The sequence below is a fragment of the Synechococcus sp. Lug-A genome (genome assembly GCF_024345655.1).
Taxonomy (GTDB): domain Bacteria; phylum Cyanobacteriota; class Cyanobacteriia; order PCC-6307; family Cyanobiaceae; genus MW101C3.
This window is the reverse complement of record NZ_JAGQBN010000007.1, coordinates 101,210-124,855: the sequence shown is the minus strand read 5'-3', so window position 1 is coordinate 124,855 and position 23,646 is coordinate 101,210. Positions and strand designations below refer to the sequence as shown.

Annotated in this window: 25 protein-coding genes; 10 read left to right on the top strand and 15 right to left on the bottom strand. The window is 67.4% G+C overall.

Annotated elements, in window-relative coordinates; genetic code table 11:
- Positions 1 to 25: 25 nt before the first annotated feature.
- Positions 26 to 349, bottom strand: coding sequence for a DUF1825 family protein (locus KBY86_RS07155; RefSeq protein WP_094512806.1), 324 nt, complete (start codon positions 347 to 349; stop codon positions 26 to 28).
- A gap of 132 nt (positions 350 to 481) precedes the next feature.
- Between KBY86_RS07155 and KBY86_RS07150 the strand changes: the two genes are divergently transcribed.
- The 4 genes from KBY86_RS07150 to KBY86_RS07135 are packed head-to-tail and all read left to right on the top strand — an operon-like array spanning position 482 to position 3,647.
- Positions 482 to 1,216, top strand: a complete 735-nt coding sequence (locus KBY86_RS07150) for a hypothetical protein (RefSeq protein ID WP_255101077.1) — start codon at positions 482 to 484, stop codon at positions 1,214 to 1,216.
- 2 nt (positions 1,217 to 1,218) lie between these two features.
- Entirely contained in the window at positions 1,219 to 1,830 is a 612-nt protein-coding gene (locus KBY86_RS07145; protein ID WP_233132940.1) for a GIY-YIG nuclease family protein, read from the top strand.
- Positions 1,831 to 1,889: 59 nt separating this feature from the next.
- Positions 1,890 to 3,368: a leucyl aminopeptidase gene (locus KBY86_RS07140; protein ID WP_255140671.1), complete on the top strand. Its 1,479-nt coding sequence runs from the start codon at positions 1,890 to 1,892 to the stop codon at positions 3,366 to 3,368.
- 30 nt (positions 3,369 to 3,398) lie between these two features.
- On the top strand, positions 3,399 to 3,647 hold the full coding sequence (locus tag KBY86_RS07135; protein WP_094512679.1) for a hypothetical protein: 249 nt from the start codon (positions 3,399 to 3,401) through the stop codon (positions 3,645 to 3,647).
- 228 nt (positions 3,648 to 3,875) lie between these two features.
- Here KBY86_RS07135 and KBY86_RS07130 read toward each other — a convergent pair whose 3' ends face one another.
- The 9 genes from KBY86_RS07130 to KBY86_RS07090 form a co-directional block, all read right to left on the bottom strand.
- Positions 3,876 to 4,064 (bottom strand): hypothetical protein, encoded by a 189-nt coding sequence (locus tag KBY86_RS07130; protein ID WP_255140670.1) that lies wholly within the window; start codon positions 4,062 to 4,064, stop codon positions 3,876 to 3,878.
- A gap of 79 nt (positions 4,065 to 4,143) precedes the next feature.
- On the bottom strand, positions 4,144 to 4,824 hold the full coding sequence (msrA, locus tag KBY86_RS07125; protein WP_255140669.1) for a peptide-methionine (S)-S-oxide reductase MsrA: 681 nt from the start codon (positions 4,822 to 4,824) through the stop codon (positions 4,144 to 4,146).
- A complete protein-coding gene (gene lpxB, locus KBY86_RS07120) occupies positions 4,821 to 6,047 on the bottom strand; it encodes a lipid-A-disaccharide synthase (RefSeq protein WP_255140687.1) in 1,227 nt (408 codons plus the stop codon). The genes msrA and lpxB overlap by 4 nt, the downstream gene beginning before the upstream one ends.
- Entirely contained in the window at positions 6,047 to 6,868 is an 822-nt protein-coding gene (gene lpxA / locus KBY86_RS07115; RefSeq protein ID WP_094512683.1) for an acyl-ACP--UDP-N-acetylglucosamine O-acyltransferase, read from the bottom strand. Before lpxA ends, lpxB begins: the two co-directional genes overlap by 1 nt.
- A 4-nt stretch (positions 6,869 to 6,872) precedes the next feature.
- Positions 6,873 to 7,346, bottom strand: a complete 474-nt coding sequence (fabZ, locus tag KBY86_RS07110; RefSeq protein WP_369803020.1) for a 3-hydroxyacyl-ACP dehydratase FabZ — start codon at positions 7,344 to 7,346, stop codon at positions 6,873 to 6,875.
- Positions 7,339 to 8,190: a UDP-3-O-acyl-N-acetylglucosamine deacetylase gene (gene lpxC, locus KBY86_RS07105; protein ID WP_255140668.1), complete on the bottom strand. Its 852-nt coding sequence runs from the start codon at positions 8,188 to 8,190 to the stop codon at positions 7,339 to 7,341. The genes fabZ and lpxC overlap by 8 nt, the downstream gene beginning before the upstream one ends.
- Positions 8,190 to 10,583: a BamA/TamA family outer membrane protein gene (locus tag KBY86_RS07100; RefSeq protein WP_255140667.1), complete on the bottom strand. Its 2,394-nt coding sequence runs from the start codon at positions 10,581 to 10,583 to the stop codon at positions 8,190 to 8,192. The genes lpxC and KBY86_RS07100 overlap by 1 nt, the downstream gene beginning before the upstream one ends.
- 43 nt (positions 10,584 to 10,626) lie before the next feature.
- Entirely contained in the window at positions 10,627 to 11,382 is a 756-nt protein-coding gene (purC, locus tag KBY86_RS07095) for a phosphoribosylaminoimidazolesuccinocarboxamide synthase (protein WP_255101083.1), read from the bottom strand.
- Positions 11,379 to 12,503 carry a hypothetical protein gene (locus KBY86_RS07090; protein WP_255140666.1) on the bottom strand — a complete coding sequence of 375 codons (1,125 nt, stop codon included), beginning with the start codon at positions 12,501 to 12,503 and terminating at the stop codon, positions 11,379 to 11,381. Before KBY86_RS07090 ends, purC begins: the two co-directional genes overlap by 4 nt.
- Positions 12,504 to 12,562: 59 nt before the next feature.
- On the opposite strand from KBY86_RS07090, the gene purD reads away from it, so the two are divergent.
- Positions 12,563 to 13,873: a phosphoribosylamine--glycine ligase gene (gene purD, locus KBY86_RS07085; protein ID WP_255140665.1), complete on the top strand. Its 1,311-nt coding sequence runs from the start codon at positions 12,563 to 12,565 to the stop codon at positions 13,871 to 13,873.
- Between the two features lie 140 nt (positions 13,874 to 14,013).
- Positions 14,014 to 16,050: a two-component system sensor histidine kinase NblS gene (gene nblS, locus KBY86_RS07080; RefSeq protein WP_255101152.1), complete on the top strand. Its 2,037-nt coding sequence runs from the start codon at positions 14,014 to 14,016 to the stop codon at positions 16,048 to 16,050.
- A 26-nt stretch (positions 16,051 to 16,076) separates the two neighbouring features.
- Here nblS and kaiC read toward each other — a convergent pair whose 3' ends face one another.
- The 3 genes from kaiC to KBY86_RS07065 form a co-directional block, all read right to left on the bottom strand.
- Positions 16,077 to 17,618, bottom strand: a complete 1,542-nt coding sequence (kaiC, locus tag KBY86_RS07075) for a circadian clock protein KaiC (protein WP_094512689.1) — start codon at positions 17,616 to 17,618, stop codon at positions 16,077 to 16,079.
- Positions 17,619 to 17,684: 66 nt separating this feature from the next.
- The gene (kaiB, locus tag KBY86_RS07070) at positions 17,685 to 18,041 is read right to left on the bottom strand and encodes a circadian clock protein KaiB (RefSeq protein ID WP_094512690.1); all 357 of its coding nucleotides are present in this window, start codon (positions 18,039 to 18,041) and stop codon (positions 17,685 to 17,687) included.
- Entirely contained in the window at positions 18,038 to 18,916 is an 879-nt protein-coding gene (locus tag KBY86_RS07065) for a circadian clock protein KaiA (protein WP_255140664.1), read from the bottom strand. The genes kaiB and KBY86_RS07065 overlap by 4 nt, the downstream gene beginning before the upstream one ends.
- Positions 18,917 to 19,093: 177 nt before the next feature.
- On the opposite strand from KBY86_RS07065, the gene rplU reads away from it, so the two are divergent.
- The gene (gene rplU / locus KBY86_RS07060; RefSeq protein ID WP_094512692.1) at positions 19,094 to 19,492 is read left to right on the top strand and encodes a 50S ribosomal protein L21; all 399 of its coding nucleotides are present in this window, start codon (positions 19,094 to 19,096) and stop codon (positions 19,490 to 19,492) included.
- A 51-nt stretch (positions 19,493 to 19,543) separates the two neighbouring features.
- Positions 19,544 to 19,807 (top strand): 50S ribosomal protein L27, encoded by a 264-nt coding sequence (gene rpmA / locus KBY86_RS07055; RefSeq protein WP_094512693.1) that lies wholly within the window; start codon positions 19,544 to 19,546, stop codon positions 19,805 to 19,807.
- 288 nt (positions 19,808 to 20,095) lie between these two features.
- Here rpmA and KBY86_RS07050 read toward each other — a convergent pair whose 3' ends face one another.
- Together KBY86_RS07050 and KBY86_RS07045 are read right to left on the bottom strand one after the other, a co-directional pair.
- Positions 20,096 to 20,860, bottom strand: coding sequence for a bifunctional 2-polyprenyl-6-hydroxyphenol methylase/3-demethylubiquinol 3-O-methyltransferase UbiG (locus tag KBY86_RS07050; RefSeq protein WP_255140686.1), 765 nt, complete (start codon positions 20,858 to 20,860; stop codon positions 20,096 to 20,098).
- 74 nt (positions 20,861 to 20,934) lie between these two features.
- Positions 20,935 to 21,678 (bottom strand): queuosine precursor transporter, encoded by a 744-nt coding sequence (locus KBY86_RS07045; RefSeq protein ID WP_094512694.1) that lies wholly within the window; start codon positions 21,676 to 21,678, stop codon positions 20,935 to 20,937.
- 129 nt (positions 21,679 to 21,807) lie between these two features.
- Between KBY86_RS07045 and truB the strand changes: the two genes are divergently transcribed.
- Both truB and KBY86_RS07035 read left to right on the top strand, forming a co-directional pair.
- Positions 21,808 to 22,734, top strand: coding sequence for a tRNA pseudouridine(55) synthase TruB (gene truB, locus KBY86_RS07040; protein WP_255140663.1), 927 nt, complete (start codon positions 21,808 to 21,810; stop codon positions 22,732 to 22,734).
- 49 nt (positions 22,735 to 22,783) lie between these two features.
- On the top strand, positions 22,784 to 23,632 hold the full coding sequence (locus tag KBY86_RS07035) for a YebC/PmpR family DNA-binding transcriptional regulator (protein WP_255140662.1): 849 nt from the start codon (positions 22,784 to 22,786) through the stop codon (positions 23,630 to 23,632).
- The last annotated feature ends 14 nt before the right edge of the window (positions 23,633 to 23,646 follow it).

Here is a 23,646-nt window from a genome sequence, read left to right as displayed (position 1 = left end):
CGTCGCGGCGGATCGTAGGCAGGCGTCAGCAGGACGAGCTCAGCTCGCTCTTCATGCGCTCGAGCGTGAGATGCATCTGGCTGAACATCTGCTCAGGCGTCATGCCGAACTGGCCCAGCTGCGTGCGCAGCTGCTCGACCGTGAGCTTGGCCTGGAAATCCTCAGAGAGCTCGAAGCGCTTCATGAACACCCGGTAGCGGTCCATCAGCTCCTCCATCCGCTCGATGAAGAGCTTCTTGCCCTCGCGGTCGAACTTGCCGTAGTCGGAGCCCAGCTGGGTGAGCTGCTGGTAATCGGTGAACAGGCGCCGGGCTTCGTCCTGCACGATCTCGGATTCAAAGAAGCCCATCAAGCTGCCGAACACAGAGCGATCGGAACGATTCTGCGGCGCCTGCCTGTCTGCCGGTGAGTACGGATTGACGTATCGACCGCCCCCTGCCGCTAACTTCGGCCCAGTCCGTCGTGGCTGAAGGGGGCCGCCATGGCCAGAGGGCACTGGTTGGATCCACTGGCGCGCCGCCTGCTGATCGCCACGGGGCAGATTGCGCCGCCACCACCACCGCTTCGTCGTGAGCCGGCGTCATCGAACGCCGCAACAGATACGGCCGGGGCCGGTGGCGGCCATGAGCCTGTCGGGGCCGACGTGGCCGTGGAACGGGAGCTGCTGGCCTTGAAGCTGAAGCAGAACCCTGGCCTGCGGCTGCGGGATGCCGCCCAGGTGCGCCACGCCGCCGCCCTGGGCTGGCGGTTGGATGTGAACCGCGCCACCCCCGCCGACTGGCTGCGGCTGCCTGGCTGTGAGCCGCACCAGGTGGATCTGCTCTTGCGTCTGCAGGCCGGCGGTGTGCAGCTCAGCGGTGAGGACGACCTGCAACGGTTGCTGGGCCTCAGCGACGCCCAGCTGCAGTGCTGGCTGCCACTGCTGGAGTTCCGCTGGTATGGGGAGCCCGCGCCGCTGCGGCCGGTGCCGCTGGATGTGAACCGCTGCAGCGTCGAACAGCTGCAGGCGCGGCTGCTGCTTGATCCCCCGCGTTGCCAGCGGCTGGTGCGCGAACGGGGGCGGGGGCCCTTTCAGGATCTCGCCGATCTGCAGCAACGGCTGCAACTGCCCCCCCACCTGGTGGAGGCCCTGATCGGCAAGGTGAGTTTCGGCCGGGGGCCGGTGGGGCCGGATCTGCCACGGCCGACACCGGCGCCACAGCGGCAGCGGCCCTGAGCATGGGCCTGCCGCGCCAGGGCCAGCTCGACCTGTTCGGCGCCGGGCCGGCGTCCGCCGCCGGCGACCACGTTCCCACGGCTCTGCCGTTGGCGCGCCATCAACTGCTGCGCTGGCAACAGGGCCTGGCCGACTTTCAGCGTCCCCTGCACGGCAGCGGGGCCGGTGTGGCGCAGCGCTCGCTGTTCGGAGCCGGCGGGACCGATGCCGCCGCCGCGCAGGCTGCCGTCTTCGATCCACTGGCGCTGGCGCCGCTCAACCTGCAGTTCTGGCGCTGGCCCGAGCCGCCGCAGCAGGGGGCGGCTCTGTATGTGGTGATGGACCGCCAACCCCAGCTGGAGCACCCCCTGCTGCTGTACGTGGGCGAAACCGGCTGCGCCGATCGTCGCTGGAAAGGCGACCACGACTGCAAGACCTACCTGGCGGCCTACGACGAAGCCCTGCGCCGCTGCGGGCTCGCCAGCGGGCTGAGCATCCGCTTCTGCAGCGACGTCCCCGGGGCAGTCAGGCCGCGCCGGGCCCTGGAGCAGGCGCTGATCCGCCGTTGGCAGCCCCCTTTCAACAAGGAAACGCGGCAGCGCTGGGCCACCCCCTTCACCGCCGATCCGGCCTGAGCGCCAGCGGGGAGTCCGGGGCGGCATGGCTACGATCGCGCCTCCAAGGTTGACGCTCCATGGAGTTCCGCACCAGCCCCACCGCCTTCACGCAGTGGGAAGGCGACACCCTGGCGGTGGGAGTGCTGCAGGGGGATCCCGCCGGTTGGCTGCCGCTCCTGTCAGCACGCTTCAGCCTCGACCTGCCCGCGCTGCTGGAGAAGCGACGCTTCAAGAGCAAACCCGGCGACTGCCTGGCCCTGCATCTGCCCGCCCACACCCCCAGCCTGCTGGTGCTGGTGGGGCTGGGGGAGGCTGGCAGCCTCGACGGCGCCGCCCTGCGCAGCGCCGCAGCCGTCAGCGCCAAGGCCGCCGCCGCCGCCGGGGGCGCGCTGGGCCTGCTCCTTCCCATCGAGGGCCTTGATCCCGCCGCGGCCGCTTCGGCGATGGCCGTGGCGGTGCGGCTGAGCCTCTACAAGGATCAACGCTTCAAGAGCGAGGCAGAGCCCCAGCCGCTGCCGGAGAGCGTCACCCTGCTGGGCCTGCCGGAAGCGGCCGTTGCTGGCCTGAGCGCCGTGGCCGCCACCTGCGCCGGTGTGGAGCTGGCCCGCGAGCTGGTGGCCGCCCCGCCCAATGTGGTGACCCCCCAGGCCCTGGCCGACACCGCCGCCAGCATCGCCACCGACTTCGGCCTGGAGCTGAAGGTGCTGGAGCGCGACGACTGCGAAGCGCTCGGCATGGGGGCCTACCTGGGCGTGGCACAGGGCTCGGATCTGCCGCCGAAGTTCATCCACCTCACCTATCGCCCCGCCGGGGGCTCCAGCCGACGGCTGGTGTTGATCGGCAAGGGGCTCACGTTCGATTCGGGCGGCTACAACCTCAAAACCGCCGGCTCCCAGATCGAGATGATGAAGTACGACATGGGCGGCAGCGCGGCGGTGCTGGGTGCGGCGCGGGCCATCGCCGAGCTCAAGCCGGCGGATGTGGAGGTGCACGTGATCGTGGCCGCCTGCGAAAACATGATCAGCGGCAACGCCATCCACCCCGGCGACATCCTCACCGCCTCCAACGGCAAGACCATCGAAATCAACAACACCGATGCCGAAGGGCGGCTCACCCTGGCCGATGCCCTGGTGTACGCCTGCAACCTCGAACCGGATGCGGTGGTGGACCTGGCCACGCTCACCGGTGCCTGCGTGATCGCCCTGGGCGAGGAGATCGCCGGACTCTGGTCCGTCAGCGACACGCTGGCGGCGGCCCTGGTGGACGCCGGTCAGCAGGGCGGCGAGCTGTTCTGGCGCATGCCGCTGCATGCCGCCTACAAGCAGGGCCTGAAAAGCCCGGTGGCGGATCTCAAGAACACTGGGCCACGGCCGGGAGGGTCGATCACGGCGGCCCTGTTCCTCAAGGATTTCGTCACGCCCGATCTCCCCTGGGCCCATCTCGACATCGCCGGCACCGTGTGGAGCGACAAGGGCCGGGGGCTCGACCCCGCCGGTGCCACCGGCTTCGGCGTGCGCACCCTGGTGAACTGGGTGTGCCTCGGGGGCCCGGCTTAGGGTTGTCCACTGACGCCGCTTGCCGACGCCATGGCCGCCAAGAAGATCCGCTGGTACATCCGCGCGCAACTGGGCGTGCTGCTGTTGCCGCTGGGCCTCTGCCTGGTGGGTGAAGCGATCAGCCGGCGCACGGTGCAGCAGGTGGCGCTGCTGGTGAAAGCGCCGGCCACCGGCCCCTGGTTCTGGTACGGCGCCCTGGGGCTGATCTGTGTGACCGCGGGTGTGGGCCTGATGGTGGAGAGCGGCTTGTTGAGCGGCTACCCCCGCCAGGCCCGGTAGGCCTGCCGGTCTGTTCATCAGGTCAAAGGCGGAGCGGCCATACAGAGGCTGAACAGCACGGACTGAACAGCACGACGCAGGCGGTGTGTCCATGAACCCAACCCTGGGAGCCCTTTGAGGACTGGTACGAACAGGTGCTGCATCGTTTCGGCGCGGACCTGTTCCGGTTGCTCCCCTGCCAAGATCCGCTGGATCGCTGCAGTGCTGGAACCTCGTGGTGGTGGCGCCTCAGGCGGCCGCCACTGGTGCCACGCCGCCCAGCAGCATGGCTGGGGACTCCAACTCGTGGATCTGCCAGCGGGCCCGGTCGCCGAAGCTCATCAACAGGCGGTCGAGATCGTCGACCGCCTGTTTCGGGCTTTCGTAGGGGCCGATGTGGCGGGTGGCCAGGCCGTCCTTGATCGTCAGCAGATACATACAGGCACCGACATGTCGCCTGCAGTCAACGTAAGCAGGCGGCCCGCTTCTGGGAAGGGCTGAAACCCCCACCGGGGTGTCAGGGGGAACGCCAGGGCGTGCCGCTGCGGGCGGCCTTGCCCCAACGCTCGTCGAGGCGCCGGTCACGGCCGCACGACCAGCGGTAATAGGAGTACTTCGCCTTGTTGCGTTCCGCGTAATTCTGGTGATAGCTCTCGGCGGGCCAGAAGCGCTGCAGCGGCCGCACCTGCACCCGCAGCTCAGCGGGCTTGCGCTTCAGTTCGCGGGCGGCCGCGGCCTGGCTGGCACGGGCCTGCTGTTCCTGACGGGCACCGCGCACGAAGATGGCCGGCTGATACGACGAGCCGCGATCGCAGAACTGGCCGCCCCCATCCAGCGGATCCACGTTGCGCCAGAAGGAGCGCAGCAGCGCCGGATAGCTGATCCGGTCGGCGTCGAAGCGCACCAGCACGGCTTCGAGGTGCCCAGTGCCACCGGCCGACACCTGCTTGTAGGTGGGGTTGGCCTGGGCACCGCCGCTGTAGCCGCTCACCGCATCGAGCACACCGGGGAGCTGCTCGAGGTCGTGCTCCAGGCACCAGAAGCAGCCACCGGCGAACACCGCCTCCTCCACCGCCGCCTGCGCGGGCGGAACGGTGGCGATCAGCAGGGTGACCACCAGCAGCAGCGGTGCCAGCCAGTGGTGCCAGGGGCGCTGCAGCAGGCTCCGCGAGGGCGGGGGGGAAGGGAGCGGGTTCATGCCGGTTCAGGAACGCTGCAGGCGGTGGCGGCGCCGTGGGTGGCCGCCGCGGCGATCTGATCCAGGATGGCCGCGGCCGCTCTGCGTGTGACGCCCGGCTCGCCCAGGATGCCGCGCAGGCGGCTGTAGCCGTCCAGCATCCGCTGCCGCTCGGGGCCCTGCTCCAGCAGCGGCAAGGCCTCCGCCACGATCGTGTCGGCGGTGAGGTCGTTCTGCAGCAGTTCCGGCAGCAGCCGTTCCCCCAGCAGGAGGTTCACCGGGGAGATGTGGGGCACGTTGAAGCCCAGCAGCCGCTTGGCGATGAAGGCGGTGGGCCGGCTGAGTCGGTAGCCCACCACCTGGGGGACCCCCCGCAGCGCCATCTCCAGGTTCACCGTTCCCGACTTGGTGAAGGCCAGGGTGGCGGCGGCACACAGGGTGGGCTTGAGCGCGTCGCAGCGGGCGGCCGGCACCACGGTGGCCTCCACGCCCGCAGCCGCCAGGCGGCTGGCCAGGGGCTGCTCAAAGCTGGGCAGGCCGGCCGGAACGATCACCTTGAGGTTGGGGCGCAACTGCTGCAGCCTTGCTGCGGCAGCGGCCAGGGGCGGCAGCAGGTAGCGCAACTCCTGGGGCCGGGAGGCCGGCATCAGCAGCAGCAGGGGCTGGTCCGGGGTGAGACCCAGCTCGCGCCTGGCCTCGGCCGGATCGGGCTGTTCGGTGAGCGTGTCCACCAGCGGATGGCCCACCCAGGTGACGTCCGCGCCGCGGGCGGCGTAGAAGCTGGCTTCCTGGGGAAAGATGGCCAGGATCCGGTCGGTGAAGCCGATCAGGCGCGTGGTGCCGCCATCGCCGAAGCGGAAGGCCCACTCCTGCGGAGCGATGTAGTAGGTGATCGGCACCCAGGGGTAGTCGCGGCGGATGCGCAGGCCCAGATTCACATTGGCGCCCATGTAATCGATCAGCACCAGCCCATCGGGCGGCGACTGGCGCAGCCATTGGCCCACCTTGCGCTGCAGGCGCAGGGTGGGGAGCACCAGGGGCAGGGCTTCCCAGAGTCCGATCGCCCCCATCGGCGCCGTGTTGGCGATCAGCCGGGCGCCGGCACGCTCCATCCGCTCGCCGCCCAAGGCCACGATCTCCAGCGGCAGGTGGCGGCGTTCCGCCTCCGCATGCAGCGCCTGGATCAACAGCCCCCCCTGCAGATCACCCGACACCTCGCCGGTGCTGATCAGCAACCGCGCCATCAGCGCTGCGGCGGCAATGGGCCGCGGCGCCCGGGCGCAATCGAGGCCTCGAGGAAGCTGCACAGCTCCTCGGCTGCCGGCAGCAGGTGCTGCTGACGCAATTGCCGCAGCGCCTCCATCAGCACCTCATCGCCGCGGTAGAGGCGGTCCCACACCTCCCGCAACTGGCGCAGCTCGGCGCCGTCCTCGCGGTCGGCAAGGCCGCTGCGGCGCAGGCCGATGCGGTTGAGGCCCCGTAGCCGGCCCGGGTGCCCTTCCACGATCGCGAAGGGGGGTACGTCGCGATCGATGCGGCTCATGCCACCCACCATTGCCAGCTTGCCGATGTGCACGAACTGGTGGATGCCCAGCACGCCACCGATCACGGCCCGATCACCGATCACCACATGGCCGGCGATCGCCACCCCATTCGCCACCACGATCCGGTCGCCCAGTTCGCAGTTGTGGCCCACGTGGCTGTAAGCCATCAACAGGTTGCCGCTGCCGATGCGGGTCTGCTCGCCGGCGGCGGTGGCCCGATTGATCGTGACGCATTCACGAAACGCGTTGTCGTCCCCGATCACCACCTCGGTGTCAGCGCCGTTGTACTTGAGATCCTGGGGCTCGAGGCCGATGCAGGCTCCCGGAAACACCCGGTTGCGCGCGCCCATCGTGACCCGGCCATCGATCACCACGTGTGGGCCGATGGTGCTGCCCGCACCGATCTGGACATCGGGACCGATCACGGCGAACGGGCCGATCGCCACCCCTTCGGCCAGCCGGGCGCGGGGATCCACCAGAGCACTGGGATGGATCTTGGTCGTCACGGCGGAGCTCGTCATTCCCTCAGTCCACCAAAGAGAACATGAGTTCCCCTGAACACACCAGGTCTCCATCAACGGTGACGGTCCCCTTCACTTTGCCGAAGCGCTTGCGTTTGAGGGCGATCAGCTCGCAGGTGATCCGCAACTGATCACCCGGCACCACCGGACGTCGGAAGCGCACACCATCGATGCCGGCGAACACGAACAGCCCCTTGGGAAGTTCAGGCATCTGGCTGATGATCAGCCCCCCCACCTGGGCCATCGCTTCAACGATCAGCACACCGGGCATCAGTGGGCGGCCGGGGAAATGCCCCTGGAACTGGGGCTCGTTGAGGGTGACGTTCTTGATCGCCACGGCGCGCACGCCCATCTCCTGCTCGATCACCCGATCGACGAGGGCGAAGGGGTAGCGATGCGGCAGCAGGTTGAGAATCTGCTCGCTCGTCAGCAGCGAGGTCTCGGGGGGAGAGAAGACGGACAAGGGAGCGTCAGGCAGTTCGGGGGAGGGAGGCCAGGGCGCCCGCCAGTGCCGTGTGCAGGCCGTGGGACCCGCGGAAGGCGAACACCTGGGCCATGGGCAAGCCCACCAGCGCCAGATCCCCCAGCAAGTCCAAGAGCTTATGGCGCACTGGTTCATCGCTGAAGCGCAGCGGAGGGTTCACCCAGCCCTCGCCATCGCAGACAAGGGCGTTGTCAAGGGCACCTCCCTGGATCAGTCCGGCGGCGCGCAACTGTTCGATCTGCTCGAGGAAGCCGAAGGTGCGGGCGGGGGCGATCTCGGCCACGAACCTCGGTGGGGTGAGTTCAAGAGTGAACAATTGCTGGCCGATGGCCGCCTGGGGATAGGCCACAGCGGCGCTGAGGCGCGGCTGCTCGCTGGGCAGGGCCACAGCGAAGCTCACGCCCTGCTGGACGGTGAGCGGTGCTGCCAGGGTCTGCAGCGGCTCCCGCTCGCCGATCTCGTGCAGGCCCGCCGTCGCAATCGCCTCCACCCAGGGCAGGCCGGAGCCATCGAGTAGCGGGATTTCTTCCCCCTCAACCAGGATGTCCACGTGACTCAGTCCCGTGCCCACCAGCGCTGCCAGCAGGTGTTCCACGGTGGCCAGGCGGCCCTGATCGAAGCGCAGCGCCGTGCATAGACGTGTGTCGGCCACCTGGCGGGGGTGGAGAGGCACTGGAGGTTGGCTGGGCTGATCCAGCCAGCCCACCGCGAACCCCGGGCGCTCGGTGGGCTCCAGGCGCACCCGTGCCACCGCACCACTGTGCAGGCCCACACCGGTGATCTCGACCGGGAAAGCCAGCGTCCAGGCACGGGCATAGTCCGCCGGCCACGGGCTCATCAGAACTTCCAGCCCACGCCGAGGTTGAAACGCCACTCGCCGGTGAAATCACGGCTGGCAACCTCCAGGCGCAGGGGCCCCACCGGTGTGGTCACGATCAGGCCGGTGCCCACCGAGAAGCCACTGCCGGGTTTGCCCAGCAGCCCACCGGGGTTGCCCGGCACGTTCGCCTGGGTACCGAAGGTGGTGCCGCCATCGATGAACAGCTCACCACTCACCACGCTGAACAGCGGGAAGCGGTACTCGATCGTGGCTTCACCAAAGCTGCGCCCCACCCCGAGGTCACAGTCGAAAAAGCCCCGCACCGAATTGGAGCCGCCCAGGCAGAAGGCTTCATAAGGGGGCAGCGAACCGATCGTGGAACCGGCGGACACCTGGAAGGCCAGAGCCTGCTTGCAGTCGAAGGGCTCACCTGGCCGGGGTCGGCAACCCTTGTAGAACCTCAGCCAGTTGACCGGGATGAAGTGGGAGTAGCTGCCCCGGACCCGGTTGAAGGTGGGGGAATCGGGGCCCACCGATACGAACTGTTCGGTGCTCAGAGAGAGAAAGTTGCCGTCGGTTGGGTTACGGGGATCGTTGAGGGTGTTGCGAGTGGCGGCGAAGCGGATACCCACCAGCTGGTTGGTGGTGGCACAGTTGAAGGCGATGCAGATGACGTCTTCAGTGGGGGCACTGCGGCCGTTGAAGTTGTTGGTACTCACGCCGAAAGGCATGGACGTACCGCCGAAGTTGATCGGCCGCACCTCCTGGACGCTGGCACCCACCACGACGCTCCAGGTGGCCCGCTTGAAGGGATCGCCGCCGTTGAGCGGACGGGCGAACTGGAAGTTGCCGCCGATGCGCTGCAACACCACCGAGTTGCCGTCAAAGTCGAACCAGCTCGTCTCGGGGAAGGCGTTCTCAGCGGAATCCACCGAGTTGAAGCTGCGGTCGGCGGGGTTATTGGAATCGTTGATGTTGAAGGCCACATCGGTGCCCGGCGCCTTGTAGAAGTCGGAGGCGGTGTTGATGTTGCCGCCGTCCTGCGACTGGAAGATCTGGGGCACGTCGCGGCTGACGAACAGTCGGGCGCGAAACGCGGTGCGGAACCGGTCGCCCTTGATCCAGGGATCGGTGAAGGAGAGATCGGTGAGGGCGCCGAACTGGCCGTAGGTGAAGTTCAGCGCCAGGTCCCAGGCACGGCCAAGCAGGTTGCTGTCCTGCAACTGCACCTGACCGAACACCCCCTGGCTCTGGCTGTAGCCGAGGCCGCCGGAGAGTGAACCGGTGGACTGCTCCACGATCCCGAGCACGATCACCACTTCGCCGGGCTGGGCCGGCACCGGCCGCAGGGTCACCTTGATGTCACCGAACAGGCCGGTGCCATAGAGGCGTTTGATGTCGTCTTCCAGCTGGCGGCGGTTGAAGATCTCGCCCTGCTCGATCGAGATCTCCCGGGTGATCACCCATGGCTTGGTCTTGCCACGGATCGGCTCGTTCTTGTCGTTGGTGGCGGAACCCTCCTTGTTGAGGAACTGCACCTCCACGCCCTGCACGGTGCCTTCCCGCACCGTGAGCTCCACCACGCCCTCGGGGCTGACGCGGTTGGGGCCGGTGATCCGGGCCAGGGAGTAGCCCTGGTCGGCGTACCACTTCTGGAGCTCGTCGATGCGGCCCTTGAGCACATTGAGATTCAGGGTCTTGCCGTAATCGGGGGCGAAGGTCTCCTGAATCACCTGAGGCGGCAGCTTGGCCTTGGGCGTGTCCAGCGCCACCTGGGAGAGCACGGGGTTGGCCGTGGTGATCACCACCACCTGCACGCCCAGGGGGCCGTCCTTGGGCTGGATGCGCACATCGGAGAACCAGCCGCTGGCATAGATGGCCGACAGGTCGGTCTGCAGCTCAGAGCGGGTGACCCGGCTGCCGGGACGCACCGTCATGGCGTCGTAGACGGCGAGTTCAAGCCGCTCCCGCTCCGGGTGGCCGTCCAGGCCCTCCACCAACACCTCGCTGATCAATACGCGCGGTTCGCTGGGGGAGGCCGGCGGAGCAATCTCCGCCGCCGGGGCCGGAGTGGCAGAGGGAGCCTCGGCGGGTGCGGGCTGGGCGGCAGGGTCGGGGCTGGCCGGGGCTCCGGAGGCCGGTGGGGTGGCCTGAGCCTGGAGAACACCGGACGGAGCCTGCGGGTTCCCGGCCGTCGGTGCCAGAGCACCAGAGGTTGTTGCAGTTCTGGAAGTGGCCGGTGATGTGGCAGCAGCTGCAGCACCAGCAACCGGCTTGGCTTCAGTGCTGGCCGGTGCCAGCAAGGTGGCGCCGCCCAGCAGCGGCAGACTCAGGGCGAGGGCCACGGAGTTGGGGCGGCGCGCCAATACGGAGAGGAGATCGCCGGTGAGGGCGTTGCGGGGGACACCCATGGTTCTCCGGAAGAAGGCGGACGGGCCGCAAATTGGCGTGACCTTACCCGTAGACCCGGGGGGAAGGGCAAACCCCTTGGACCCGTTTGAGGACCTCCCCATAGGCCTCGATCACGCCGCCGAGGTCCTGGCGGAAGCGGTCCTTGTCCAGAATCCGGTCGCTGGCGTCCTCAGTGGCGAGGTCCCAGAGCCGGCAGGTGTCCGGGCTGATCTCATCGGCCACCACCAGCTGCTGGTCTGCCGTGAAGCCAAGCTCCAGCTTGAAATCCACCAGTTCGAGTCCTACGCCGGCGAACAACGGGCGGAGCACACCATTCACCCGGTGGGCGAGGGCCTCCAGATCGGCGCGCTGCTGCGCCGTGACCAGCGCCAGCCTCGCCAGCCGTGCCTCGCTCAGAAACGGATCGCCGTAGGCATCGTCCTTGTAATAAAGATCCAGCAGCGGTGGCTCCAGGGGGGTACCGGGCGCGATCGGCATCTCCCGGCAGAGGGAACCGGCCGCGCGGTTTCGGATCACCACCTCCAGGGGAATCACCGCCACGGGCCGCACCAGCATCCAGGAGCTGCCCTCCACACCCAGGTAGTGGGTGGGAACGCCGGCGGCCTCGAGCGCTTCGAACAGCAGCGCGGAGATGCGGCAGTTGAGGGCGCCCTTCCCCTGCAGCTGCGCTTTCTTCAGCGCATTGAAGGCAGTGGCGTCGTCCTTGTAGTCCACCGCCACCAGGTCGGGGTCCTGGGTGGCGAACACCCGCTTGGCCTTGCCCTCATACAGGAGCGCACCGATCGAAAAGGCCGTCATGGCAGGAGGGAGTTGGGTGGTGGGGTAGGGCCGGGTGCGGGTGCGGGGCTGGCGTGCCCACCGGCGGCCCGGGGGGAGCGCAGCTCACGTTCAAGAGCAGCGGCGCGTTGCTTCGCCTCGGGATTGGCGCGCTCCAGCAACCATTCGCCATAGGCGTCGTCGATGCGACGGGCGAGCCTCAGGCGCCGATCGGCGGCCGCGCGCGGATCGGCACCGGCTGCGCGCTGCACGAACTGCTGTAGATCCAGCAGCTGCGCCGCCAGCCCCCAGGCCCCATCCGCAGCCGCCTGGTTGAGGGCCAGCTCCAGCAGGGCATTGCGCTCAGTTAGCGGCACCGCCACCAGCAAGATCACCGCCCGCTCCAGCCGCTCGGCCGCCACCGTGCCGGGCAGCCGGCCGGCCAGCAGCACCTCCGCCGCCTCCCGCGAGCGGCCCAGCACCTCCAGGTGGCCGGCGAGTACATCAAGGGCCGAGCGGGTGTCGAGACTGCCGTCTTCGCGTAGCCGCAGGGGCAGGGGCATCGTTTCGAGCTGGGCGATGCGGCCCGCCGCCAGCCGCCGCAGCGCCTCGGCGGCCCGGCGGTGATCGAGGGCGGCGTTGGCGGCGCGCCACTGCTGCACCAGCCACTGCTCCCGCTCGCGGCCCTGCCCGGGGCCGTAGCGGTCGAGCACGGTGAGCGCCGACTCTGGTGCCAGGCAGCTGATCAGGGCATTGGCATTGACCAGGATCACGGCGAAGGGCTGGGGCGCCGGGCGCATCGTCACCAGGCGCTCACGCAGCAGCCGCAGCCGGTCGCTGCGATCGAACCGGGCGGAGTCCTGACAGGCCCGCTCGAGGGCCGCGAAATCCTCGGAGCGCAGCGCAGCATCGAAGTCCTCGTCGGGCATTCCCGGCAGTACCCCAGGCCCCGGGACCGCAGGCGTCACCGGGGCCTGGGGCGTGGCCAGTTCTGCAGCCATCGGCGGAGCCTGGGCCGCCGGGGCAGCAGACCCGGGCTGGCGCTGGGTTGGGAGCGCGGTCTGGGCCTGGACGGGAACGTTGCCGGCGATGACCAACCCGGCCATCAGCAGCAGGGCCAGCCTTCGGCGGGGACCCACCGGCATGTAAAGAGGAAGGGTCACGGCAGGCGGCCACCGGGCCACAACCTAAGGGAACCGCCCCCCATCACCCGCTCCGCTCCATGTCCGCAACCCTGACCGATGGCCTGCCGTCTCCACGCCGGGTGCTGGTGGTGGGGGCGGGGGGCCGGGAGAACGCCCTGGGCTGGGCCCTGCGGCGCTGCCGCGGCGTGGAACGGGTGTGGGTAGCCCCGGGCAACGGCGGCACCGCCGGACAGGAGGGCTGCGAGCCGCTGCCGATCGCCGAGAGCGATGGGCCTGGGCTGGTCGCCGCCTGCCTGGAGCGGCAGGTGGATCTGGTGGTGGTGGGCCCGGAAGCACCCCTGGCCGCTGGCCTCGCCGACGAGCTGCGCGCCGCCGGACTGGCGGTGTTCGGTCCAGGGGCAGGCGGCGCCCAACTGGAGGCCAGCAAGCAATGGGCGAAGGCGCTGATGCAGGAGGCCGGCGTGCCCACGGCGGGCTACTGGGCCGCCACCAGCCGCGAGCAGGCGCTGCAGGCCCTGGAGTCCCATGGCCGGCCCCTGGTGGTGAAGGCCGATGGGCTGGCGGCCGGCAAAGGGGTGACGGTGGCCGACAGCCTTGAGGAGGCCCGTGCCGCGATCGAGGAGATCTTTGCGGGGCGCTTCGGCAGTGCCGGCGACGCCCTGGTGCTGGAGGAGCGCCTGAGCGGACCGGAGGTGTCGGTGTTCGCGCTCACCGACGGGGAGCGCATGGTGCTGCTGCCTCCCGCTCAGGACCACAAGCGCATCGGCGAAGGGGACACCGGCGCAAACACGGGCGGCATGGGGGCCTATGCGCCGGCCCCCCTGCTGGACGCTGCCGGGCTCGAGCTGGTGCGTCAGCAGGTGCTGCTGCCGATCCTGGCCACCCTGCGGGGCCGGGGCATCGATTACCGCGGCGTGATCTACGCGGGCCTGATGCTCACCGACGACGGACCGAAGGTGATCGAATTCAACTGCCGCTTCGGCGATCCCGAGTGCCAGACGCTGATGCCCCTGCTGGGCGATGAACTGGCCGAGGTGCTGATGGCCTGTGCCAGCGGCCGCCTTGATGCCGCCCCGCCGCTCACGATCTCGGGCCGCTGCAGCGCCTGCGTCGTGGCTGCCGCCGCCGGCTACCCCGGACCGGTGCGCAGCGGTGACGCGATCACCACCTGCCTCACGCCGGATCCGGATCTGCAGCTCTTCCATGCCGGTAGCCGGGCCGGCGCCGATGGTGTGTGCGTCACGGCAGGAGGTCGGGTGCTGGCGGTGGTGGCGCAGGCCGACGATTTCGATGCGGCCTTCGCCGCCGCTTACGGCGGCCTGGAGCAGGTGCACTTCGAAGGCCTCAGCTTCCGGCGTGACATCGGCCACCAGGTGCGCCGCCCCTAGGGTGCGTCTATCCGACGGTTCCGCGCGTGACCGCCGAGCTTCCGCCCTCTTCTGACCGGCCGGTGTCTGCCTCTCCAGCCTCCGCCCCGACCCCTCCGTCCCCTGCCCCCGCTCGCGGCGCCACCACTGGCGCGGCCGCCATCCCGCTCAGCTGGCAGCAGCGGCTCGGCCTGTGGTGGGCCGAATTCAGCCTGCAGACCAAGCTGCTGGCTGTGGCCACCCTGGTGGTGAGCCTGATGATGACCAGCATCACCTTCATCGCGCTCAACGGCATCCAACGCGATGCGCGTATGAGCGACACCCGCTTCGCCCGCGACCTGGGTCTGCTGCTGGCCGCGAACGTCACCCCGCTGGTGGCCGAAGCCAACGACCGCGAACTGGCGGCGGTGGCGGAGCGCTTCTGGCGCTCGAGCCGAAGCCTGCGTTACATCTTCTTCGCCGATCCCGATGGAGTGATCTACCTCGGCATCCCGATCGGCGGCAGCAACGGCAGCAGTGAACTGCTGCTCAGCCGCCGGCTTGAACTGCCCGCCGATCTGCAACGCCGTTCCCAGAATCCGCTGATCCGTCAGCACCTCAGCCCAGACGGCCAGGTGACCGATGTGTTCGTGCCGATGGTGAGCGAAGGGCGCTACCTCGGCGTGCTCGCGCTTGGTATCAATCCCAATGAAGCGGTGCTGGCCAGTGCGGCATTGACGCGGGAAGTCACCGTGGCGGTGTTCATCTCGATCTGGGTGCTGGTGATCCTCGGGGCAGTGTTCAACGCGCTCACGATCACCCGCCCGGTGAAGGAATTGCTGCGTGGCGTGCGGGCGATCGCCGGCGGTGATTTCCAGGCCCGCATCGCCCTGCCTGTGGGCGGCGAGCTGGGGGAACTGCTGAATGGTTTCAACGACATGGCCTCCCAGCTGGAGGTGTACGACGCCGCCAACATCGAGGAACTCACCGCCGCCCAGGTGAAACAGCAGACCCTGATCGCCAGCATGGCCGACGGCGCTGCCCTGCTCGATGGCGATGGTCAGATCGTGCTGGTGAATCCCACGGCCCGCCGCCTGTTCCGCTGGGAAGGCCGCAACCTGGAAGGCAGTGATCTCTGCAGCGAACTGCCAGATCTGCTGGCGATGGAACTGCAAGCCCCGCTTGATGGCTTGCTGGCCGGTGAGCGGGACAGCTGCGATGTGCGCTGCACGTTCGGCGAGCCGCCCCGCACCCTGCGCATCGTGCTGCAGAGCGTGCGTGATGCCAGCGGCGAAAGCCTGAAGGGGATTGCCATGACGATCCAGGACCTCACCCGGGAAGTGGAACTGAACGCCGCCCAGAGCCGCTTCATCAGCAATGTGTCGCATGAATTGCGCACGCCGCTGTTCAACATCAAGAGCTATGTGGAAACCCTCCACGACATGCGTGACCAGCTGAGTGAGGAGGAAACCCAGGAGTTCCTCGGCATCGCCAACGCTGAAACCGATCGTCTCACACGCCTCGTGAACGATGTGCTCGATCTGTCGAGGCTGGAATCCGACCGTACCTGGGTGCTGGAGCCGATTGAACTGCGCCCGGCGATCGAGCAGACCCTGCGCAATTACCGCCTCAATGCCGATGAGAAAGGGGTGACGCTGGCGATGGATGTGGACGCCCAGTTGCCCCGCGTACGTGGCAACTGGGACCTCCTGCTTCAGGTCTTCGACAACCTGGTGGGCAATGGGCTCAAGTTCACCCAGCCGGGTGGCTGCCTGAGGCTGCGCGCCTATCCGTGGCCTGATTCCTGCCACATCGACCTCTCCATCCCCGTCCATGACAAAGACAGCCTCAGCTGCGGTCTGTCCTCACCCCTGCCGCGGCTGCGGGTGGAGATCGCCGACACGGGAGCCGGCATCTCCCGCGAAGACCAGGCCCGGATCTTCGATCGCTTCTACCGGGTCGAGAATGCCGTGCACACCGAAGTGGGAACGGGTCTGGGGCTATCGATCGTGAGAGGCATCATTGAAAAGCACGGTAGCCGCATCCACATGGTGAGCGAACTGGGCGTTGGCACCACCTTCTGGTTCGATCTACCCCTGGAGCAAGCCGACAGCGATGAACTGGCGATTGCAGGCGAGCGAAGTAACGCAGCTGCCGCCACGTCTACATTCAGCGCTGCGTTCTCACAGCCATCACCACCCGCTGCCAGCGCTGCCTGAGATCTGGCTCAGAACGGAGATCCCGATCAGAAAGCGTCATCCTCCACACCGCGCACAATGCGGGAGAGTTCCACCCGTTCATCGGAGGTGACACGGTGGGGCACGCCGCTGATGATACGCTCGAAATTGGAGAAGGAATCGCGTATTTCTGGGCCGTTGCCTGTGATCACGAATTCACGGATGCCCTTGTCGTGCCAGGAGCCACGCATCTTGAACACGTTGATCGCGCGGGCCATCTCACCGCGGATCTCCACATACTGCAGCAGCAGAATCGTATCAGTGATCGTGGAGATGTGGGAATCCGTGATGGAGTGACTCCCCATGAATTCTTCGGAGGTGTTGGTGAAGAAGCCGGCAATCTCTTCCTGCTTCGCGTATCCCGTCACGCCGATCACAAACTGCCGGAAAGCGTTGTGGCTCACCCCACGGGAGAGGGCAGATAGCGAATCAATCGCCATTCTGGAGGGCTTGAACTCGGCAATCTCGGTTTTGATGATCTGGAGATGATCTTCCAGGCCGGTGGATTCTGGATAAGCACAGATGATCTTGAGCATGCCATCTTGCTCCATCTGCTCAAAGTCAATGCCCCAGCTGGTGGCATTGCGAAGCAATTGCGCCCTTGACTCTTCGTAGGCAAAGAGGATGGCCCGTTCTTTGTTTCTGTAGGCGTTTTCAATGAACTTGCTCACCAGCAGTGTCTTGCCAGTGCCGGTGGCACCGGTGGCGAGGATGATCGAATCCTTGAAGAAACCACCGCCACACATCTCATCGAGGCGCGGTACTCCCGAGCTCAGGCGCACATTTGAAGAACGCTGCGTGAGGCGCATCGCACCCAGCGGGAAAATCGCTACACCCTGTGGCCCCATGGTGAAGGGGAACTCTCCTTTCATGTGGGTGGTTCCCCTCAGCTTGAGGATCTCCACCGTGCGGCGGCGGCGCTCCACATCCAGGACATTGCGCAGAATGATCACGTTGTCGGAGACAAACTCTTCGACGCCGTATCTGGCGATCGGGCCGTACTCATCGATGCGTTCGGTGGTCATCACCGTGGTGACGCCGATTTCTTTGAGCCGGGCAATCAGGCGGAAAATCTCCCGACGCACCACCGACACAGCATCATATTGCTGGAAAACCGCCGTGATTGAATCGATGGCCACGCGCCGGGCCTTGTATTTTCTGATCGCGTAGTTGATTCGCTCAATCAATCCCGAGAGATCGAAGCTTCCAGCCACATCCTGGCCATCGGGGTCCGGGGAAGCATCAAGGATGAACAACTTGCCTTGATCCACCAGCTCCTGCAGATTCCAACCAAAGCTGGAAGCATTGCGGATGATGTCCCGGGGCGATTCCTCAAAGGTAACGAAGATGCCTGGCTCATCAAAATGATGAATGCCGTTGTAGAGAAAGTGCAGCGAGAAAACGGTCTTGCCCGTGCCGGATGTGCCGCTGATCAGCGTGGAACGCCCAATCGGCAGGCCGCCCTGGCAAATGTCATCAAGGCCTTCCACCCCGGTCGGAAGCTTCTGAACCTGCATCTGCGAATGGGGATGGGAAGGAGAATCCGTCATGGCTGGTCTGGTGCCTGCATCAACCTAAGGCCCAGCTGAACAAAGCCCGGAAATTACTAGGAGGATCTACAGAATCTGGCCCGTGCCTCCGGCATCATCAGCCTGGGGTTCAGGATTGAAGAGATCATTTTCGGTGAGCTCGTCGTAAAGCAAATCAAGGCCGATCAGCACCCGCTCCCGATCAGAGAGATCGCCGATGATGCGTCGCACCGGCGGTGGGAGGATCTTGGCGAGCGTCGGGGTGGCCAGAATCTTGTCGTCTTCGGCCAGCTGGGGATTCTTGAGCACATCAATCACCTTCAGGGCATACACCCCCTTGAACTCCTGCTCCAGAATGTTGCGCAGGGTCTTGAGGGCGCGCATGGAATTGGGAGTGTTCCCCGCCACATAGAGCTTGAGGATGTAGGTCTTGCGAATGCTCAAGGGTGCACCTCAGAAGGTTGGTTGGATCGAAGGTCCTGAAGCGTGGTAGCAGCGACGGCGCGCGGCCCTGGGGCCGGCTCGTTGACGGGCAGGGATCGACGGTACATCTCGCAGAGATGGGCCATCACGTCAAGGAGGGCCAGGCGGTAATCACGAAGAAAATCGTCTTTCTGTCCTTTGAGCTTGAGCAATTTCCAGAATTCGTCGATCAGATTTGCATGGATGGCCACGGTCTTGGTGATGGAGAGATCACTGAAAAATGCGGTGTTCACGAAGCTTTCCAATGCCTGATTCGCTGCGGCCTCGTCCTTGAAGTAGCTCACCAGCAGATCTCTGTACGTGCGCTCCAGGGAGAGAAACAACTCCTTCTGCTCCAGGGGAGGCAGATTGCGGAGAAACCGCGAAGGGTCCCTCTTATAGAAAACCCCCAGATAGCCAAGCCGCTCCTGCAGGCGGCTTGACAGCCTCCAGGAGCCATCGCCGCCGGGCTCGCTCGGTAGACCCCCCTCCACGTTGCCACGTCGCAGGAAGCGGGAGATCGCCGCATCCAGGCTGTAGCTGAGCTGTTCCAGTTGGTCGGCGGGCAGATGCACCTCGGCATCGTGGTAATCCAGCTGCCCACTCACCGGGCCCACCACCACGGCGGGAAGCAGCAAACCCTGATGGCGTAAACCATCGAGTGCCTCAGGCAGGGCACCCTGTTCCAGCAGCACCGCGTCAAAGTTCTCCCAGCTCTCGGCCAGCAACGCGCAGGGGTCAGGGGCCAGGCCGAGCGCCACCACGTCGTAGCGCCCCTCCTGCAGCCACTGCCCGCAGGCAGCATCAAGGCCGGGATCGCGAATCAGCGAGGCGATCGTGAAGGCCGGCTGGGACATGCGGCGCGTGGAACCACGTTTGGGAGACCTTAAGGTTGACGGGCGGGGCTCTGGGAGTGGAGGATGGACACTTGTCCATTCTTCAGGATGTGCGCCAGGCCTGAATGCCGAGCCGTCCGGTGATCCCCAACAGGGTCGCTGGCCAGGAGCGGGCAGCCTGTCCACGCCTTCGCACCCATGAGCACCACCCCCGCCACCGGCGCCTCAGCGCCGAGCACAGACTCTCCAGCGCCGGGCGCCGGCACCTACGTGATCGCCGAGGCCTCAGGCCAGCAGTTCTGGCTCCAGCCGAACCGCTACTACGACCTTGACCGCATCGCGGCAGAGGTCGACGAGAGCGTCACCCTGGAGAACGTGCTGCTCGTGCGTGACGCCAGCGGCGCCACCACACTGGGCCACCCTTATGTGAGCGGTGTCACCGTTCAGCTCAAGGTGCTTGAGCATCGCCGCGGCCCCAAGATCATCGTCTACAAAATGCGGCCCAAGAAGAAAACCCGCCGCAAAAACGGCCACCGCCAGGAGCTCACCCGTGTGCGGGTCGAGTCGATCACCGTGGCGGGCAAGGCGCTCGCCTGATCCCGGTTCCACTTCCTCCTTCTTTCGCCCACCCTTCGTTTTCTCGCCCCCATGGCCCACAAGAAAGGCACAGGCTCCACCCGCAACGGCCGCGATTCCAATTCCAAACGGCTGGGTGTCAAGCGCTATGGCGGTGAAACCGTGAGCGCCGGTTCGATCCTGATCCGTCAGCGCGGCACCTCCGTGCTGCCTGGCAACAACGTCGGCCGCGGCTCCGACGACACCCTCTTTGCCCTCATCGACGGCGTCGTGAACTTCGAGACCATCAAGCGCGGCCTCCGCAACCGCAAGCGCATCCACGTGGCCCTGGGCTGAACGCCAACGGCCAGCCTTGGCCTTGCACACGCCAGGGCTGGCTCAACCTCTCAGGGCTGGCTGGGCTCAACGCAAAAGGCCCATCTTTCCTGAAAGCCACAGGACTGCAGCTCAAGACCGGGACTGCTGGTTCTCCAGCCTCCCGGTCTTTTCGTTTGGGTGCGGGTGCCAGCCTGGTGCGTGTGCACACCCGGGTGCGACAGGATCTGGCTCCGCTGTGGTGTCTGGCTTCGCTCCGGGGTCAGTCTTTCGCCTCCGCCTCCGCGCATGCGGCGGTCACCAGGCTGGTCAATCGGCGAGGCGATAGGCCCTGGTGGTGATCAGGAAGGGGTGGAACACCTCGAGGAAGCGGCTCTGGAGTTTGCGGAAGAAACGCTCCACCAGTTGCGGGTCATCGAAGTGGAACGGATACTCGCCAGCGAAGCCCTTGAAGAAATACCAGTTGAGCAGGGCCACCGCCTCCTTCGACATGCGTGAGGCGAACACCTCCAGCTGATCGGCCGGATGGCTCAGGTGCTCCAGCACATCCAGGCAGACGATGGTGTCGAACGCGGCCGGCAGGGCCGGATCGCTCAGATCGCGGCAGAAGCCGAGGCGATGGGCGAGGCCCAGGGCTTCCGCCCGCTGGCGCACGAACGCCCGGTTGTCGGGGTTGAGGTCCACGAACCACACCCGCTCCACCTGGGGCAGCGCCGCCGCCGCCAGGGCATGGGTGCCGATGCCGCCGCCGAAGTCGAGCACCTGGCCCCGGGCCAGATGCTGCTGCAGGCGCAGAGTGTCGGCGATGTAATCGCCGCTGCCCAGGTGCCAGGCCGAAAGCTCGAGCAGGTGGCCGTGGCCCACCGTTTCCTCGTAGAAGGCCTCCACCCGTTCCGGGTCGAAGCCGGTGGCGCCGGGGTGCAGGGCGGCCAGGTCGCTGCGGCTGTGGGCCAGGCGCTGCTCCAGTTCGCCTGGGCTCAGCTGCACGTAGGCCGCCAGCTGGTCGAACAGGCCGAAGCCGTCCCGCAGGAACCGCTCCACATCGAGGCTGGGCAGCACCGATGGGGCCGTCATGGTCTGGGTTGACTCGGACACTCCTGGTCCCCTTGGCAGACCGTCAGGGTAAGGGGCCGCCGCTCACGGCTGGCTCAGCGCCCCGGCCGGGGGAGCGGGAGTGGGCGGGGGTCTTCATGGCCCAGTTCCACCCCGTCGCCGGGCACCTCAAGCCAGCGCCGCAGCCAGCCCACCAGGAGGTAGAAGGGCAGGGTGTCGAGCAGGGCGGCCAGAAACTTGAACAGGTAGCCGCTGAGGATGAACGCCCATAGCTGGGGCAGCACCGGCTCACCAGAGCGGATCGGCAGCACATGGGCGGCGTAGTGGCTGATCAACACCACCGCTGTGGTGTCCACCAGCTGGCTGACCAGGGTGGAGCCGTTGTTGCGCAGCCAGAGGGCCTTGCCGCCGCTGAAGCGCTTCCAGAAATGGAAAAGGCGCACGTCGGTGAACTGGGCCGCCAGGTACGCCACCATGGAGGCCCCCACGGCGCCGAAGGCCAGGCGCCGCATCTCGAAGAAGGTGCTGGAGTCGGTGCCGGCCAGGCCAGGTAGCACCCCTCCAAGCCAGAGGATGAGCACGATCCATCCGTTGAGCAGCAGCCCCACCCACACCACCTGTCCCGCCTTCTGCTCGCCCCAGATCTCGCTGATCAGATCGGTGCAGAGGAAGGTGACCGGATAGGGCAGTGCACCCACCGCCACCACGATCGGCCAGCCGCCGATCGAGCCCAGGCTCAGGAAGCGGGTGAGGCCGAGGATGTTGAGCATGCCCATGGTGCCGAGGAAGAGGCCGGCCAGCACCAGGAAGGCCAGATCACGGCGGTGTTGCACAGGCACAGACGCGGTACCGGGGGAACAGGCACCCCAGCCTGAAGCCCCGCCTGGCTCCTGCCACCCCCTGGCGGCGATGATGCACCGCCGCCGGCCTTCCCTTTCCCGGCGTTTGCCATCTGCAGCGATGTCGCGGTGACCGCCTCCCCTTCGCCCTGCGGCTTCCTGGTGCTCGACAAGCCGGCAGGTCTCACCTCCCACGCCTGCGTGGCCAGGGTGCGCCGCTGCTACGGGCTCAAGCGGGTCGGCCACGGCGGCACCCTCGATCCTGCCGTCACCGGCGTGTTGCCGCTGGCACTGGGCGCCGCCACGCGCCTGCTGCCCTACCTGCCGAGTGGCAAGGCCTACCGCGGCGTGATCCAGCTCGGCTGGCGCACCAGCAGTGACGACCTCAGCGGTGAGTTGCTGGAGCGCCGTCCGGTGCCCGCCCTCAGCCACGACGACCTGGACGCCTGCCTGGAGCGCTTCCGCGGTTCGATCCTGCAGCAACCGCCCCAGGTGTCGGCGGTGCACGTGGATGGGGAGCGGGCGTATGCGCGGGCGCGGCGGGGCGAAACGATGGAGCTGGCGGCGCGGCCGGTGCAGATCGATGCGCTTGAGCTGCTGAGCTGGGAGCCCGCCAGCCAGCAGCTGGAGCTGGCGGTGCGCTGTTCCGCTGGCACCTACATCCGCTCCCTGGCGAGGGACCTGGGCAACGCCCTGGGTTGCGGTGGCACCCTGGCCAGCCTGCGTCGCACCGAAGCGCTCGGCTTCTCTCTGAGTGGCAGCGTCAGCCTGGAGGCGCTCGAGAGCGGGGCGCCCCTGCCGGCTCTCGACAATCCACTCCAGCCGCTCAGGCACCTGCCCTCGCGACAGCTGGATGCGGCGGATCTGGCAGGCTGGCGCTGCGGCCGCAGCCTCTGCGCCAGCGCCGTATCCAGCCCCGATCGGCCCGGTTTCGATCCCAGCGTGCTCGACCAGCCCGTGGTGATCCTCGATCCGCAGGGCCACCTGGCCGGCATGGCCCGCACCGCCCCGGGCGGTCGCCTGCAACCGCGGCTGGTGTTCGACGCGGCCGGCTAAGGCCGCCGCGTCGGCGCTTCCCTCCCGATCCCGCACCCAGCACCCAGCCATGGCCGGCCACAGCAAATGGAGCCAGATCAAACGCCAGAAGGCGGTGGTCGATGCCAAACGCGGGGTGGTGTTCACCCGTCTGGCTCGGGAAATCAGCGTGGCCGCCCGCGCCGGGGCCGATCCGGCCGGCAACTTCCAGCTGCGGACGGCCCTGGAGAAGGCCAGAGCCGCCGGGCTGCCCAACACCAACATCGAGCGGGCAATCGCCAAGGGAGCTGGCCAGGGCAGCGGTGACGGCGATCAGTTTCAGGAGGTCCGCTACGAGGGCTATGGCCCCGGCGGGGTGGCCGTGCTGGTGGAGGCGCTCACCGACAACCGCAACCGCACGGCGGCGGACCTGCGCCTGGCCTTCAGCAAGCACGGGGGCAACCTGGGCGAGGTGGGCTGTGTGGGGTACCTGTTCGAGCACCGCGGCGTGGTGCGGATCGCGCAGCCCCACCTCGAGGAGAACGCCCTGCTGGAGAGCCTGCTGGCCTTGGAGATGGCAGGCGGTCCCGCCGCGCTCACCTACACGTTCGAGCCAGCGGCAGGGGGGACGGCAGCCGGCAAGGGCGAACCTGCTGGGGGGGGAGGTCGTGGTGGAGCTGGAGCTGGCGACGCCTCCGCGGAAGTGGTGTGCAGTTATGCCGACCTGGAGGGCCTGCAGGATGCCCTGCGGCACCAGGGCTGGAGCGTGCAGGGCTGGGAGCACCGCTGGATCCCATCCACCACCTGCCGCCTGGAGGAGTCCGAGGCGCTGCGCCACTGCCTGCGCATGCTCGATGCCCTCGACGACCTCGATGACGTCCGCAGCGTGACCGCCAACCTTGAGGCCGACGAGGCCCTGATCGAAGCGTTCCTGGCGTGATGGCTGGCCTGCCG

Coding starts and splice junctions, on each gene's coding strand:
- KBY86_RS07155 (WP_094512806.1), bottom strand. CDS start 349: ATGGGCTTCTTTGAATCCGAGATCGTGCAGGACGAAGCCCGGCGCCTG.
- KBY86_RS07150 (WP_255101077.1), top strand. CDS start 482: ATGGCCAGAGGGCACTGGTTGGATCCACTGGCGCGCCGCCTGCTGATC.
- KBY86_RS07145 (WP_233132940.1), top strand. CDS start 1,219: ATGGGCCTGCCGCGCCAGGGCCAGCTCGACCTGTTCGGCGCCGGGCCG.
- KBY86_RS07140 (WP_255140671.1), top strand. CDS start 1,890: ATGGAGTTCCGCACCAGCCCCACCGCCTTCACGCAGTGGGAAGGCGAC.
- KBY86_RS07135 (WP_094512679.1), top strand. CDS start 3,399: ATGGCCGCCAAGAAGATCCGCTGGTACATCCGCGCGCAACTGGGCGTG.
- KBY86_RS07130 (WP_255140670.1), bottom strand. CDS start 4,064: ATGTATCTGCTGACGATCAAGGACGGCCTGGCCACCCGCCACATCGGC.
- msrA (WP_255140669.1), bottom strand. CDS start 4,824: ATGAACCCGCTCCCTTCCCCCCCGCCCTCGCGGAGCCTGCTGCAGCGC.
- lpxB (WP_255140687.1), bottom strand. CDS start 6,047: ATGGCGCGGTTGCTGATCAGCACCGGCGAGGTGTCGGGTGATCTGCAG.
- lpxA (WP_094512683.1), bottom strand. CDS start 6,868: ATGACGAGCTCCGCCGTGACGACCAAGATCCATCCCAGTGCTCTGGTG.
- lpxC (WP_255140668.1), bottom strand. CDS start 8,190: ATGAGCCCGTGGCCGGCGGACTATGCCCGTGCCTGGACGCTGGCTTTC.
- KBY86_RS07100 (WP_255140667.1), bottom strand. CDS start 10,583: ATGGGTGTCCCCCGCAACGCCCTCACCGGCGATCTCCTCTCCGTATTG.
- purC (WP_255101083.1), bottom strand. CDS start 11,382: ATGACGGCCTTTTCGATCGGTGCGCTCCTGTATGAGGGCAAGGCCAAG.
- purD (WP_255140665.1), top strand. CDS start 12,563: ATGTCCGCAACCCTGACCGATGGCCTGCCGTCTCCACGCCGGGTGCTG.
- kaiC (WP_094512689.1), bottom strand. CDS start 17,618: ATGACGGATTCTCCTTCCCATCCCCATTCGCAGATGCAGGTTCAGAAG.
- KBY86_RS07065 (WP_255140664.1), bottom strand. CDS start 18,916: ATGTCCCAGCCGGCCTTCACGATCGCCTCGCTGATTCGCGATCCCGGC.
- rplU (WP_094512692.1), top strand. CDS start 19,094: ATGAGCACCACCCCCGCCACCGGCGCCTCAGCGCCGAGCACAGACTCT.
- rpmA (WP_094512693.1), top strand. CDS start 19,544: ATGGCCCACAAGAAAGGCACAGGCTCCACCCGCAACGGCCGCGATTCC.
- KBY86_RS07050 (WP_255140686.1), bottom strand. CDS start 20,860: ATGACGGCCCCATCGGTGCTGCCCAGCCTCGATGTGGAGCGGTTCCTG.
- KBY86_RS07035 (WP_255140662.1), top strand. CDS start 22,784: ATGGCCGGCCACAGCAAATGGAGCCAGATCAAACGCCAGAAGGCGGTG.